Genomic DNA, 14,512 nt, shown 5'->3' on the forward strand with positions numbered 1-14,512 from the left:
AGAAAAAACACCTAATGGCCACTAACCTATTCGAAGATTTTAATCCAATTTCATCCAAACAATGGAAACAAAAAATTCAGTTTGAATTGGATGGAGCCGACTATAACCAAACTGTAATTTGGAATTCTCCAGAAGATATTCAGGTAAAACCTTTCTATCATGACGATGAATTTACCAAAAGTGCTTCTGTAAAAACTCAGGCTTCAGAATTTAAAATCTGTCAAAATATTTTTGTTTTTGATATCGAAAAATCGATAAAAAAAGCAATTAATACTATTGAAAGAGGTGCAGAAAGTTTACGTTTTACTATCGAAAACGAAAATACTGACATTCAAAAATTACTAGAAAATCTTCCTTTAGAAGGCAGAACAGTTTACTTTCATTTGAGTTTTCTCTCAATCGATTTCGTAAAAAAATTGGACGCGATTTCTACTGAAAAAAAAGCAACATTTTTTTGTAATTTAGATCCAATTGGTCAATTGGCGCGAGACGGAAATTGGTTTATAACATCAGATAAAAACAATTTCGAAACGCTTGAAAAGATTTCAAATCAAACCAATCTTCCATTTCTTAGCGTAGATTTAGGTTTGTATCAAAATTCAGGAGCGAACATTACACAACAAATTGCTTATAGTTTAGCGCATGCTAATGAATATCTGAACCGTTTTCCAACTTCAACAAAAACAATCGTTTTTCAAATATCAGTTGGAACAAATTACTTTTTTGAGATTGCAAAACTTCGTGCTTTGCGAATGCTTTTCAAATTGATTGCTTCAGAATACAATCCTGATGTAGATTGTCATTTTCTGGTTACACCAACCAAACGAAATAAAACTATTTACGATTATAATGTCAACATGCTTCGCACCACAACCGAATGCATGTCGGCAATTTTAGGTGGCGCCGATGCTGTGGCTAATTTACCTTACGATTCTTTGTACCATAAAGACAATGAATTTGGAGACAGAATTGCACGAAATCAGCTTTTGGTTTTAAAACACGAAAGCTATTTCGATAAAGTTGATAATCCAGCCGATGGAAGTTATTATATTGAAAGTTTAACCATGCAATTGGCAGAAAAAAGTCTGACTTTATTTAAAGATATTGAAGCAAACGGAGGCTTTTTGAAGCTTTTGAACGAGGGAACAATCAAAAAGAAAATTCAGGAAAGTGCCAATAAAGAACAAGAACTATTCGATTCTAAAAAAGAAGTTTTATTAGGCACTAATAAATATCCTAACAAAGAAGACAAAATGAAACAGGATTTAGAATTGTTTCCTTTTGTAAAAATCAAACCTAGAAAAACATTAATTACACCTATTATAGAAAAAAGATTAGCTGAGAAATTGGAACAAGAAAGACTTGAGCTTGAGTAATCATTTTTAAACGTAGTTAATATTCACACCAAAGAAAGTGTCTCCATGATGAGAAAAGACCTTAAACATATAAATCTCGAAAGTCAATCCCGAAGCCTCGGGACGAAAGCCGAAAGTCAAAAGTCTGTAGATTTGAATAACAACTTCACAACAGCCGAAGGAATCGAACTCAAAAAAAACTATTCTGAAAAAGATATAGAAGATTTAGAGTTTTTAGATTTCGGAGCTGGTTTTGCGCCCAATTTACGCGGGCCATACGCAACAATGTACGTTCGTCGTCCTTGGACAATTCGTCAGTACGCTGGATTTTCGACTGCAGAAGAAAGTAATGCTTTTTACAGACGAAATCTTGCAGCAGGTCAAAAAGGACTTTCAATTGCTTTTGATTTACCTACCCATCGCGGTTACGATTCAGATCATGAACGTGTCGTTGGTGATGTTGGAAAAGCGGGAGTAGCAATTGATTCGGTTGAAGATATGAAAGTATTATTCGATCAAATTCCGCTTGATGAAATGTCGGTTTCGATGACCATGAATGGCGCTGTTTTACCTATTATGGCTTTTTATATCGTTGCTGCGGAAGAACAAGGCGTTGCAATCGAAAAATTATCTGGAACTATTCAGAACGATATTCTAAAGGAATTTATGGTGCGTAATACTTATATTTATCCACCAACACCTTCGATGAAAATTATTGCTGATATTTTTGAATTTACGAGCAAAAAAATGCCAAAATTCAATTCTATTTCTATTTCTGGATATCACATGCAGGAAGCTGGAGCAACAGCCGATATTGAATTAGCCTACACTTTAGCAGATGGTTTAGAATATATTCGAACAGGTTTATCTACCGGAATGACGATTGATGAATTTGCGCCACGTTTATCTTTCTTTTGGGCCATTGGTATGAATCATTTTATGGAAATTGCAAAAATGAGAGCCGGCCGAATGATTTGGGCAAAACTGATTCAGCAATTTAACCCAAAAAGCGATAAATCATTGGCATTAAGAACACATTGCCAAACTAGCGGATGGAGTTTAACCGAACAGGATCCATTTAATAATGTGGCCAGAACTTGTATCGAAGCAACTGCAGCAGCATTTGGAGGAACGCAATCTCTTCATACCAACGCACTTGACGAAGCTATTGCTTTACCAACTGACTTTTCGGCCAGAATAGCACGAAATACCCAAATATATTTACAGGAAGAAACAAAGATTACTAAAACCGTAGATCCTTGGGGAGGCAGTTATTATGTTGAATCGTTGACAAATGAGATTTTAGATAAAACCTGGAAATTAATTGAAGAAGTTGAAGAATTAGGCGGTATGACAAAAGCAATCGAAGCCGGAATTCCGAAACTTCGAATTGAAGAAGCTGCAGCAAGAAAACAAGCCAGAATAGATAGCGGGCAAGATATTATTGTTGGTGTCAATAAATTTAGATTAGAAAAAGAAGATCCGCTTCATATTTTAGATGTTGATAACCAAATGGTACGTAAACAACAAATTGAGCGTCTTACAGAAATAAAAGCAAGCAGAAATACTGAAAAAGTAAATCAATCACTGGAAAAATTAATTCATTGTGCTAAAACTGGACAAGGAAACTTACTAGAAATCGCGACTGAAGCCGCACGCGAAAGAGCAACTTTAGGTGAAATAAGCGATGCTCTAGAAAGTGTTTTTGGACGATTCAAAGCACAAATTAAATCCTTTAGCGGTGTGTATAGTGCAGCAATAAAAAACGACGAGAATTTTGAAAAGGCGAAACAATTAGCTGATGCCTTTGCAAAACAAGAAGGAAGACGCCCAAGAATTATGATTGCAAAAATGGGACAAGACGGTCATGATCGCGGTGCAAAAGTAGTAGCGACAGGCTACGCTGATGTTGGTTTTGATGTTGATATAGGGCCACTTTTTCAAACTCCGGCAGAAGCCGCTAAACAAGCCGTTGAAAATGACGTTCATATTTTAGGAGTTTCATCATTAGCCGCCGGGCATAAAACATTAGTACCGCAAGTCATTGAAGAACTAAAAAAACATGGACGTGAAGACATCATGGTAATTGTAGGCGGTGTAATTCCGGCGCAAGACTATCAATATCTATTCGATGCTGGTGCAGTGGCTATTTTTGGCCCAGGAACAAAAATAAGTGAAGCTGCAATTCAAATCTTAGAAATATTAATTGACTAAAAAGTATAAAAAATCCCGAATTTGATTAATTCGGGATTTTTTATGCTTTTTTAGATCTTATGTATTGTCGCATTACTGTCAGCTTCAATATAAGAGAGATCATAACCTCCAAAATCTTTCATATAGCTTCTTAACGAAGTTCCGTATGCATCTCTAAAATGCCTCGCTCCTTTGTTTTTAAAGAAGCTTTTTACAGAACCAGCTCCACCAAGGTGCGCTGCCGCTAAAATTCCAGATTCGGTAATTTCAATACCATTAATAACTTTTCCTTCATACTTTGCAATTTCATAACGCAAAATCCATTTGTTTTTGGATAATAATGCAATGAAAGCTTTCTCTTGTAGTGCAGGATCCTTTAAAAAGGCTTTGTTGTTTTTTATACCAATGGCTCTTAGGGCTTCAGAACCAAACTGATATTTTCCCATGTAACCAAGTGAATTAACCAAGCGGTATTTTCCTTGAGATTCTTTGAAAGCAACTGCTTCTTTAAAACCTATTAGATGATTCCCTGTGTATGGGACGTTTGTGTTAGGATAATCATCCTTTTCTTTTGATGGAAAGATGTATTCAGCTCCATCTGTTTTTTCAATTGAAAACCAAGGTTTGGTTTCGTGGTTAGAGGGAATAAATCCCAAACTTAAAAATGTAATAATAACGATCAAACTCGCATAAAAATACCATTTCTTTATCATAAATTGTTTTTCTTCAAGACGCTGTCACCCTCTTGAAATTTCTACAGTGCAAAGATAACGAATACAAAATAATACTGAAAATCAATTACTTACATAATTTTAAAGAATTAAAGATCTCGTTTAAACCCTTTGGTCATGCAGTTTAAGAGCAGTTTTAATGAAGTCGAACTTTGATGAAAACCAGCAAAAATCAAATCTCTAAAAATGTCATTTTTATCATTTTTTTATCAAATTTGTTAAAAAACAAAGATAAAGCTTACAAAAATTATTGCTTTTTTGGGCTCAATATAATTTAAGCTGAAAAATATTTAGAATAAATTTGTAATAAAAAACCTAAAAATTAGCATTTTTTTGATTTTTACATTAAAAAATAGTTTCCAAAATCGCTACATCATTAAATTTGAATTATCTTTTTCAATCTCGGTTTCAAAAAAAAAAGTTTATTTTTCCTATGATCAAGTAAATTTTACAAATAAAAAAACCGAAGTAAATTACTTCGGTTTTTTTATTTGTATTTATCAAAATCTTGATTATCTCGTTACACCTTGACTTGCAATCCAGTCTGAATATTTTTTTGCATTTACATTATGTTCTGCTAAAGTAGACGCAAATTCATGATAACCAAAACGATCAACACTTGCGCAGAAATAAATATAATCGTTTTTCTCAGGATTTAAGACCGCTTCAAGAGCTGTAATATCAGGCATCGCGATTGGTCCCGGAGGAAGCCCCACATTTACATACGTATTATATGGAGATCTCATAACCAAATCGTTATAAAAAACTCGTTTTATAACTTGGTCAAAATTATTATCTCTTAATTTTAAAGCATAAATAACTGTTGGATCTGCTTGAAGAGGCATTTCTAAACGCAAACGGTTTAAATAAACTCCTGCAATACGTGGTCTTTCATCTTTCTTTACAGATTCTTTATGTACTATAGAAGCCAAAATCGTTGCCTGAACTGGCGTCAATCCTTGTTTTTTTGCTTTCGCTATTCTTTCGTCAGTCCAAAAATTATGATATTCCTTGATCATTTTATCACGGAATTTTTCCGCTGAAGTATTCCAGTAAATCTCATAGGTATTTGGAATAAACATTGCAAAAACATTGTCTTCATTAAAGCCATTCTGCGCCATAAAGGTAGAATCCTTAATCGCTTTTAATAAAGACAAACTGTCTGCCTCAATTTCTGAACCAACTCTTCCAGCAAAATTTTCTAAACGTTCTTGGTTATTAAAAGCTAATTTAACCGGAACATTAGAACGCATTGCACGAACTAAATCAATATTATTCATTCCTTTTTTAAGTAAAAAACGTCCTGACTTTACATTTTCAGGATAACTTCTTTTATTGGCAACCATTTCAAAATTGTCAAAGTTTTTGACATATGGTTCTAATATTTTTTTTACGTCTGTATAATTTGCACCAGTTGGTACATAAACGTAAAGTTCTTCTTTTTCAAATTTGGTATTCGAGCTGAAAATTTTATTAATTAAAATAAATCCGTAAATCATTAAAACTGAAATTACGGCTACAGCTGTTATCGTGATAATTTTTTTTAAGCTCAAAGTTTAAATTTTAGATATGTTTGTTAATTAATTGAAAAATTGCTTCATCTTGATAGCGATTATCCAGCAAAATCCAATCTTTTTTAATTCCGATTTTCTCAAAACCAAATTTAGTAAAAAGTGCTATACTAGCTACATTTCCTACATTAATATTTGCATAAAGCTGATGCAGATTTAAATTATGAAAAGAGTATTTAATTAATAACTCTAATGCCTCAGAACCAATGTTTTGATTTCTATATTCTTTATTCATGATCACAATTCCCACTCCCGCTCTATTATTTCTAGGATCAAACTCAAATAAATCTATTAATCCAATAGCCGGAAAATCTTTATCTTGACAAATTGCCAATCGCAATTGTTTAGCTTCATAAATATCCTGCTTGGCATTTTCAAGATACTGCCGAATTAAATAGCGACTATATGGCGTATTCGTATTGCTGACCTCCCAAATGTTTTGATCATTTTCCATTTCATACACGAACTCTAAATCATTAGGTTCTAATGCACGTAAATAAATATTTTCGCCTTTGAGTGTGATCATTAATAATTTTAGATTTTAGAATTCAGATTTTAGATTGTTGAATTTGGAATTTGTCTTCGACTTCGTTCAGAATGAGATCATTGATTATATTTCAATTGTTCCTTTAAAAACAAATTTTGCAGGTCCAGTCAAGAATACATTTGAAAAATGCTCTCCTAATTTATCGAATGAAACCACCAGTTTTCCGCCTTCAACATTTAAATTAATTGAAGTTTTGTCTGTTTGACCAATGGCATTCATTGCGATAGCAACTGCAGTTGCGCCAGTTCCGCAAGCAAGTGTTTCATCTTCCACACCTCTTTCATAAGTACGAAGTGAAAAAGTATCTTCATCAATCTTTTTGACAAAATTAATGTTGCTTCCTTTTTCTCCATATAAGGCTCCGTAACGAATTGCTGCTCCGTTTTCTTTCACATTATATTCTTTTAAATTTTCAACTATTTGAACATGATGCGGAGAACCTGTATTTAAAAAAGTGTGTGAATCATGTTTTTGAACTTCATCAACATCAATCATCTGCAATGAAACAATAGCATCGTTTCCTACTGAAGCATGATGCAGACCATCTGTTGCAATAAAAGTGGCTTTATCATTAATAACGCCTAACTGATTGGCAAAAGCAACTAGACAACGTCCACCGTTTCCACACATTGAACTTTCGTTCCCATCAGAGTTATAATAAACCATTTTGAAATCAGTTTCAGAATCATTTTCAAGCAAAATAAGTCCGTCAGCACCAATGCCAAATCGTCTGTCGCATAAACGCTCAATCAATTGAATATCCTCTTTTGGAAAAAAATTAGAACGATTGTCGATCATCACAAAATCGTTCCCAGTACCTTGATATTTATAAAATTCTATTTGCATTTTTTAGTGGTTAAGAAATGCAAAAGTACGAAGAAACTGCGAAGATTAATTAATGAAATGTTAATCATTGTTAAAGAGCGTTAAAGCGTTTTATCAAATAATTTTTTGGTATAATTTTACGTTATAAATGTTAAAAACAAACACCTAAAATAACTTAAAAACATAAACAGTACTATGAAAAAGTTTTCAACCTTATTTTTAGTTTCATTACTAAGTGGTGCTACTACCCTTGGTGCTTACAAGTTATTATTTGATGACAACGATTCTTTTTTTGGAAAAGGAAATTCTGTTGTTACTCTTGCCCCTAATTCATACGGAAAAACCGTTGGTTTGCCTGGAGAAGCGGTTGATTTTACCGAAGCTGCGGACAAAACGATTCACACGGTTGTTCACGTAAAAAATGTTTCTAGAAGAACAGTCACCAATCCTATGATGGAATTTTTCTACGGTTACGGAGGACAGCAACAACAAGAACAAGTTGGTACTGGGTCTGGCGTTATTATTTCTGAAGATGGATATATCGTGACTAATAATCATGTAATCAAAGATGCTTCAGAAATTGAAATTACCTTAAACAATAAAAAATCCTATACGGCAAAACTTATAGGAACCGATTCAAAAATGGACATTGCATTGTTAAAAATCAATGCCGATGAAAAATTGCCTTATACAGCATTTGCTAATTCTGATTCAGTAAAAGTGGGCGAATGGGTTTTGGCTGTTGGTAATCCGTACAATTTAACTTCAACTGTTACAGCTGGAATTGTTTCGGCTAAAGCCAGAAATTTAGACCAAAGTGGTATTCAATCTTTTATCCAGACCGATGCCGCAGTAAATCCAGGAAATAGCGGTGGAGCATTAGTAAATACTCGCGGAGAATTAATTGGAATCAATACTATGATTTCATCAATGACAGGTTCTTACGTTGGATATTCTTTCGCAGTTCCGTCAAACATTGCCAGAAAAATTATTGAAGATATAATGGAATATGGAAATGTTCAAAGAGGAATTCTTGGAGTTGAAGGAGGCGAACTAAATAGCAGTGCTTCTAAAGAATTAGGAATAACTGAAACGCAAGGTTTTTATATTAATAAAGTTTCTAAAAACTCTGGCGCTGAAAAGGCTGGACTTGCCAAAGGTGATATCATTGTAAAATTAGACGAACAAAACATTTCAACTTATGCTGATTTGTCTGGCTACATTAATACCAAAAGACCAAATGATGTAGTAAAAGTAACGTATATCAAAGACGGAAAAACGAGAACGGTCCCAGTTACTTTAAGCAAAAATGAATTTTTTAGTGCTGAATTTAAAGGATTGGAATTGGAAAATATAGATACAGCTGATAAAAAGAGATTCAGAATTGACTATGGCGTGAAAATTAAGAATATTACAGATGAAAATTTAAAGCGCTATCAAAATGAATTACAAGGCAATATCATTCTGAGCATTGATAATGTCAAAGCTGTAAATGTAGAGACCGTGTCTAAACTGTTAAGCAAAAAAGACGAAGGCCAAAGTGCCCGAATTGAAATGATAAACAGAAACGGAGAGATATTTAGAATTATAATTTAAGTCGCAGTATTCAGTCTCAGCTTACAGTCTCAATGTCCAGATTTGAAACTGTAAACCAAGACTGCGACTGAAAACTCAAAAAAAAGCCATCTTAAGAAATTTAAGGTGGCTTTTTTATTTTTAAAAATAAATGCTAAAATAGTTTACGAAATCGATTGAAATGGATACTTTTGCGCCAAATTTTAAAATAGTGAGCATTTTATTTTTTCAATTTAGTTAATTATGAGCAAAAAATCCTTGTACCAAAAAGAGGTATCATTACAAGTCGACCGAAGAAGAGCTGGTGTCGAATTAATCAAAGTTATAAGTGATTTATGGTATGACAAATCCATTGAAATGGTTTTATTTAAAAACCAATTATTGGATCAAAACGTAAGCGATATAATCAATTTGCATCAATATGCAGGTGAATTTGTTGGAAAACCAATTACCATTTTTGATTCGGTTGAAATCGCAAAAGTTGTTTTATCATTAGACTTGCCTCCTGCAAAAATAGATTTGGGCAAATTAACTTATGAATATCGCTTAGAAGATGAAAAATATCCTGATGCAAGATACTTTGTTATGGATAAATTAAAAAATGCAAAATCTTCTAAAGAAGTTCAGCCAAAAGATGTTGTCCTATACGGCTTTGGAAGAATTGGACGTTTATTAGCTAGAGAATTAATGTCTAAAACCGGAAAAGGAAATCAATTGCGTTTGAGAGCAATTGTAACTCGTGATAAAAATGATGCTTCAAGCTTAGAGAAACGAGCTTCTCTTTTGCGTTATGATTCAATTCACGGAGATTTTCAAGGTTCTGTAACGGCAGATCCAAAAAATAACGCTTTAATAATCAACGGAACAACCGTTCATATTATATCGGCAAACACGCCAGAAGAAATTGATTACACACAATATGGAATCAACGATTCATTGCTAATTGACAATACTGGAGTATTTACTACAGAAGAAGCACTAAAAAGACATTTAACTTCAAAAGGAGTTAATAAAGTTTTACTGACAGCACCAGGAAAAGGAATTCCAAATATTGTTCATGGCGTAAATCACACTGATTTTAATCCAGATGAAATCAATATTTTTTCTGCCGCATCTTGCACAACAAATGCTATTACTCCAGTTTTAAAAGCTATTGAAGATACTATTGGTGTTGTAAAAGGACATTTGGAAACCATTCATGCTTATACAAATGACCAAAATCTGGTAGATAATATGCATAGAAAATATCGTCGCGGAAGAGCTGCAACTTTAAATATGGTTATTACCGAAACTGGTGCCGGAAGCGCGGTTGCAAAAGCTTTGCCTTCATTAGAAGGAAAACTGACTTCAAACGCTATTCGTGTTCCGGTACCAAATGGTTCATTAGTAGTTTTGAATCTAGAAGTTAAAAAAGCAACGACGATTTTAGGCGTAAATAAAATCATGAAAAAATACGCTCTAGAAGGTGAACTTGTAGAACAAATAAAATATTCTTTGAATAATGAATTAGTATCATCTGATATTGTTGGAACATCAGCTCCTGCAATCTATGATAGTAATGCTACAATTGTATCAAAAGATGGAAAAAATATTGTACTCTATATTTGGTACGATAATGAATATGGCTATAGCCATCAGGTAATTCGTCTTGCAAAATACATTGCAAAAGTGAGACGCTTTACATACTATTAATATAAAACCAAAACCAACCATTTCTAAAAACCATCAAGTTTACTTGGTGGTTTTTTATTTATTAAATTGGAAGAACGGTTGTACTTTTTACTTCAGAAATAACAAAAACAGTATTAATCAAAGAAACCTCAGGCAAAACAGATAATTTCTTTTGATGAAAATGATGATAACTTTCCATATCAGGAATGATAATTTTTAGCATATAATCAAAGTTTCCAGAAACGTAGTTACATTCTACAACTTCTGGTAAATCGAGAATTGATTGATTAAATCCTTCAGAAGTATCATAGGTCTGTTTTGTTAAGGTAACTTGGCAATATACCGTAAGATTGTTTCCCAATTTTTTCTTGTTTAAAATGGAAACATACTTCTCTATAACTCCCTCTTTTTCAAGACGTTTGACCCTATCATGAACCGGAGTAAGAGACAAATTTATTTTGTTTGCGATGTCTTTCAGCGTATAGTGCGCATTTTCCTGCAAAAGACGTAAGATTTTCTTGTCAATTTCATCTAAAATCATAGCGAAAACGTTTTCTTTAATTAATAGAATATAGTCATTTTTTCTCTTTTAGGAACTTTAAAAGCACTTAAACAGAAAATATTTCTGTAAAAGTATTAAATAAAATAATATTTTCTTATTTATAGACCAATTATCAATAATATATTCTCTATGAGTAGCTTTGTAAAACAAATTCAAGAAAAACAAAAAAATATAACATTATGATAATAGGTGTTCCAAAAGAAATTAAAAATAATGAAAATCGTGTAGCATTAACTCCAGCTGGTGTTTCTGAAATGAAAAAACACGGACATGTTGTTTATGTACAATCAACTGCAGGTGTAGGAAGTGGATTTGCTGATGAGGAATATGCAACTGCTGGTGCAGTAGTTTTAGGAACTATTGAAGAAGTTTATGCTATTGCAGAAATGATCATTAAAGTAAAAGAACCAATTGCATCTGAATATCCGTTAATCAAAAAAGATCAATTACTTTTTACTTATTTTCACTTTGCTTCATCAGAAGAATTAACTCATGCGATGCTTGAAAAAGGTGCAGTTTGTTTAGCATATGAAACTGTAGAAAAAACAGACCGCAGTTTACCTTTATTAGTTCCAATGTCTGAAGTTGCAGGTCGTATGGCTATTCAGCAAGGAGCAAAATATCTTGAAAAACCATTAAAAGGAAGAGGAATTCTTTTAGGCGGTGTTCCAGGTGTTCCTCCAGCAAAAGTATTAGTTTTAGGTGGAGGAATCGTTGGTACTCAAGCTGCTAAAATGGCTGCAGGTTTAGGAGCTCAAGTTACTATCATGGATTTAAGTTTGCCACGTTTACGTCAATTGGATGATATTATGCCAGCAAATGTAAATACAGAAATGTCTAATCATTACAATATCACAAGAGCAATTAAAGATGCTGATTTAGTTGTTGGTGCTGTTTTGATTCCAGGAGCAAAAGCGCCTCACTTAATTACTCGTGATATGCTTAAATTAATGCGCCCAGGAGCAGTTGTTGTTGACGTTGCTGTTGATCAAGGTGGTTGTATTGAAACTTGTACTCCAACAACACACGAAAACCCAACTTTTATTATTGATGATATTGTTCACTATTGTGTAGCTAATATGCCGGGAGCTGTTCCTTACACTTCTACTTTAGCTTTAACTAATGCAACTTTACCATATGCTGTACAATTAGCAAATAAAGGATGGGAAAAAGCATGTGCAGAAAACGAAGAATTGAAAAAAGGATTAAACGTAGCGAATGGAAAAATCCTTTATAAAGGAGTTGCTGAAGCTTGGAATCTTCCTTATAACGAAGAATTAGTGTTAGCAAACGCATAGTGCTAACATTAAAATAAGTGCTTACTAAACACTATTTAAAAGGCTTTTCTTAATTGAAAAGCCTTTTTTTCTGCAATAAAAAAGCCAGTCACATGACTGGCTTTTTTATTTATTTTATTCTGAATTATTTTTTTGCATTCAAAACTTCTTTTTTCTCATCTAAAACTTCCTGCAATACTTTTGCCTCAGTTCCATTAGGAAAAGTAACTTTTATTTTTTGTGCTACAGTTGGAGCAATTTCCGTTATAGCTTTTTTGTCATATGACTCTCCTTTTTTAATATGCCATCCAAAAAAGATCGCCGGTACATGCGTATCATAACTGTAAGGCGTACCATGAGATGTCCCTGTAGTCGAATATTCAATATTTCCAGGTTTATCAATCACAATCATATCACCATCTTGAGTCACATCATAACCTTTTGCAACAAAATTCAAGTAATAATCATTACCTCCGTTAGCTAAAATTTCTTCTTCAGTATATACTTTTTTAACCTGAGGCTGTGAAATTAAAAATTCTTTAAAAGCCTGTTTTACTTTTGTTAATTCCAAACCTTTATCTTTAATGATTTGTTTATTGAAGAAAATATTAAAATTAGAATAGTTCAATAATAAGTCTACCCCAAAAGTCTTAACCGAAAAATCTTGAAGGCTTTTACGGACATCTTTTGATGGGTAATTATCTACATTATATTTGCGGTCTTTCAAATAAATTACATTTTCAGCTCCAGCATGATCAGCTGTTAAAAACAAAAGATAATTTCCTTTACCTACAGTTTTATCCAAATAAGCTAAAAAATCAGCAATAGTTTGATCTAATCTCAAATAAGTATCTTGAAGCTCCATTGAACGTGGTCCAAGTAAATGTCCAACATAATCAGTTGAAGAAAAACTTACAGTTAAAAAGTCCGTAATATCGTCTTTACCAAGATTTTCTTTTTCAATAGCTTTTTTAGCAAATTCAGCCAAAAGATCATTACCAAACGGTGTAGCCCTTAAAACGCCTGCATCATTTTTCTCATACATTGTTTTTAAATCATATGGAAAAACCGGCGCCAAGCTTCCATATAGTTTACCTTCATATGGATTATTATCAGGAAGGCTTTCATTATAAACCGAAGCTGGTTTGTATAAATCCCAACCTTTATTGATATATTTCAAATAGTTTTTTTCGGAATTGAATTCAGTTACCCATTCTGGTAATTTTTCACCATAAAAAGTACTTGAAATAAAAGAACCAGTTTTACTGTACCAAAAAGCCCAGTTTGCAAAATGGCCAGCAGGCAAAATTGCACCACGATCTTTAAGGCTCATTCCAATTACTTTTCCCTGAAAGTTAGTTGCCATTCTCACTTCATCAGTAATAGTAGTACTCTGAAGGTTTTTTGGTGACATTGCACCTTCTTCAACAGTTCCATCACCAACAGTTTTCACTCCTGCATCATCAGTGCAATACATTTCTTTACCTGAAGTTCTGCTGAACCACTCATTCCCCACTATACCATGAGTTGCCGGTGTTGTTCCTGTATAAATTGAAGCATGGCCTGGTGCAGTATAAGTTGGCATATAATTATAATGCATATTCTGAAAAGTGAATCCTTCATTCATTAATCTCTTGAAGCCATTTTGCGTAAAATCATCTGAAAAACGATATAAATATTCCATTTTCATTTGATCTACAACAATACCTACAACCAACTTAGGGCGCTGTTGAGCATTTAAATTTGCAATAACAAACAATGTCAACAATACAATAGTTTTTTTCATACTTAAATTATAATATTTAAAACAAAAATAGGGATTCACATTTAAAAAGGCTAGCTCAGGCTCATTTAAAACCCAAAATTGACTTTAATTTAACAGAATTATATAAGACGATAAAGCGCTCTGTTACAAGTTTAATTTTAAAAATTCTCTACAGCATTTCCAGATATAGCCTGTGGTTTCCATTGAGGAAACACAATAAATCCCAACAAATTGACAAATAAGACAGGCATAAAACAAAAAAACCCTATCCGATATGGATAGGGTTCTCAAAAGAAAGGCGACGACATACTCTCCCACATGACTGCAGTACCATCTGCGCAGGCGGGCTTAACTTCTCTGTTCGGGATGGGAAGAGGTGAGCCCCGCCGCAATAACCACCTTAAGGTTTTTAGTGACTAGTCCTTAGTGATTAGTAATTA

At 33.3% G+C, this 14,512-nt stretch carries 11 protein-coding genes and 1 rRNA gene; 5 read left to right on the plus strand and 7 right to left on the minus strand.

Features of this window, described 5'->3' with window-relative positions; genetic code table 11:
• Positions 1–14 precede the first annotated feature (14 nt).
• Positions 15–1,376, plus strand: a complete 1,362-nt coding sequence (locus tag RB619_RS10695; RefSeq protein WP_308097172.1) for a methylmalonyl-CoA mutase subunit beta — start codon at positions 15–17, stop codon at positions 1,374–1,376.
• 45 nt (positions 1,377–1,421) lie between these two features.
• The gene (gene scpA / locus RB619_RS10700) at positions 1,422–3,569 is read left to right on the plus strand and encodes a methylmalonyl-CoA mutase (RefSeq protein WP_308097175.1); all 2,148 of its coding nucleotides are present in this window, start codon (positions 1,422–1,424) and stop codon (positions 3,567–3,569) included.
• Positions 3,570–3,619: 50 nt separating this feature from the next.
• On the opposite strand, the gene RB619_RS10705 is transcribed toward scpA, so the two are convergent.
• The 4 genes from RB619_RS10705 to dapF form a co-directional block, all read right to left on the minus strand.
• Complete coding sequence (locus RB619_RS10705) at positions 3,620–4,261, minus strand: peptidoglycan-binding protein LysM (protein WP_308097177.1); 642 nt, start codon at positions 4,259–4,261, stop codon at positions 3,620–3,622.
• Between the two features lie 530 nt (positions 4,262–4,791).
• Positions 4,792–5,832 (minus strand): endolytic transglycosylase MltG, encoded by a 1,041-nt coding sequence (gene mltG / locus RB619_RS10710; protein ID WP_308097179.1) that lies wholly within the window; start codon positions 5,830–5,832, stop codon positions 4,792–4,794.
• A gap of 10 nt (positions 5,833–5,842) precedes the next feature.
• Positions 5,843–6,376 carry a GNAT family protein gene (locus tag RB619_RS10715; RefSeq protein WP_308097181.1) on the minus strand — a complete coding sequence of 178 codons (534 nt, stop codon included), beginning with the start codon at positions 6,374–6,376 and terminating at the stop codon, positions 5,843–5,845.
• Positions 6,377–6,460: 84 nt separating this feature from the next.
• Positions 6,461–7,243 carry a diaminopimelate epimerase gene (dapF, locus tag RB619_RS10720; RefSeq protein WP_308097183.1) on the minus strand — a complete coding sequence of 261 codons (783 nt, stop codon included), beginning with the start codon at positions 7,241–7,243 and terminating at the stop codon, positions 6,461–6,463.
• A gap of 174 nt (positions 7,244–7,417) precedes the next feature.
• Between dapF and RB619_RS10725 the strand changes: the two genes are divergently transcribed.
• Both RB619_RS10725 and RB619_RS10730 read left to right on the plus strand, forming a co-directional pair.
• Entirely contained in the window at positions 7,418–8,818 is a 1,401-nt protein-coding gene (locus tag RB619_RS10725; protein WP_308097186.1) for a trypsin-like peptidase domain-containing protein, read from the plus strand.
• 222 nt (positions 8,819–9,040) lie between these two features.
• The gene (locus tag RB619_RS10730) at positions 9,041–10,489 is read left to right on the plus strand and encodes a glyceraldehyde-3-phosphate dehydrogenase (protein WP_308097188.1); all 1,449 of its coding nucleotides are present in this window, start codon (positions 9,041–9,043) and stop codon (positions 10,487–10,489) included.
• Positions 10,490–10,550: 61 nt separating this feature from the next.
• On the opposite strand, the gene RB619_RS10735 is transcribed toward RB619_RS10730, so the two are convergent.
• Positions 10,551–11,009: an Lrp/AsnC family transcriptional regulator gene (locus RB619_RS10735; protein WP_035690121.1), complete on the minus strand. Its 459-nt coding sequence runs from the start codon at positions 11,007–11,009 to the stop codon at positions 10,551–10,553.
• A 200-nt stretch (positions 11,010–11,209) separates the two neighbouring features.
• On the opposite strand from RB619_RS10735, the gene ald reads away from it, so the two are divergent.
• Positions 11,210–12,328, plus strand: coding sequence for an alanine dehydrogenase (gene ald / locus RB619_RS10740; RefSeq protein ID WP_308097192.1), 1,119 nt, complete (start codon positions 11,210–11,212; stop codon positions 12,326–12,328).
• A gap of 124 nt (positions 12,329–12,452) precedes the next feature.
• Here the strand turns inward: ald and pafA are convergent, their stop codons facing one another.
• The gene (gene pafA / locus RB619_RS10745; protein ID WP_308097194.1) at positions 12,453–14,093 is read right to left on the minus strand and encodes an alkaline phosphatase PafA; all 1,641 of its coding nucleotides are present in this window, start codon (positions 14,091–14,093) and stop codon (positions 12,453–12,455) included.
• A 272-nt stretch (positions 14,094–14,365) separates the two neighbouring features.
• Positions 14,366–14,475 (minus strand): 5S ribosomal RNA (rrf, locus tag RB619_RS10750).
• Positions 14,476–14,512: the final 37 nt, after the last annotated feature.

This window comes from Flavobacterium sp. LHD-80 (assembly GCF_030929605.1).
In the GTDB taxonomy this organism is placed as follows: Bacteria; Bacteroidota; Bacteroidia; order Flavobacteriales; family Flavobacteriaceae; genus Flavobacterium.

Excerpts from the sequence above, each read along its gene's own strand:
- RB619_RS10695 (WP_308097172.1), top strand. The coding sequence starts at position 15 with ATGGCCACTAACCTATTCGAAGATTTTAATCCAATTTCATCCAAACAA.
- scpA (WP_308097175.1), top strand. The coding sequence starts at position 1,422 with ATGATGAGAAAAGACCTTAAACATATAAATCTCGAAAGTCAATCCCGA.
- RB619_RS10705 (WP_308097177.1), bottom strand. The coding sequence starts at position 4,261 with ATGATAAAGAAATGGTATTTTTATGCGAGTTTGATCGTTATTATTACA.
- RB619_RS10715 (WP_308097181.1), bottom strand. The coding sequence starts at position 6,376 with ATGATCACACTCAAAGGCGAAAATATTTATTTACGTGCATTAGAACCT.
- dapF (WP_308097183.1), bottom strand. The coding sequence starts at position 7,243 with ATGCAAATAGAATTTTATAAATATCAAGGTACTGGGAACGATTTTGTG.
- RB619_RS10725 (WP_308097186.1), top strand. The coding sequence starts at position 7,418 with ATGAAAAAGTTTTCAACCTTATTTTTAGTTTCATTACTAAGTGGTGCT.
- RB619_RS10730 (WP_308097188.1), top strand. The coding sequence starts at position 9,041 with ATGAGCAAAAAATCCTTGTACCAAAAAGAGGTATCATTACAAGTCGAC.
- RB619_RS10735 (WP_035690121.1), bottom strand. The coding sequence starts at position 11,009 with ATGATTTTAGATGAAATTGACAAGAAAATCTTACGTCTTTTGCAGGAA.
- ald (WP_308097192.1), top strand. The coding sequence starts at position 11,210 with ATGATAATAGGTGTTCCAAAAGAAATTAAAAATAATGAAAATCGTGTA.
- pafA (WP_308097194.1), bottom strand. The coding sequence starts at position 14,093 with ATGAAAAAAACTATTGTATTGTTGACATTGTTTGTTATTGCAAATTTA.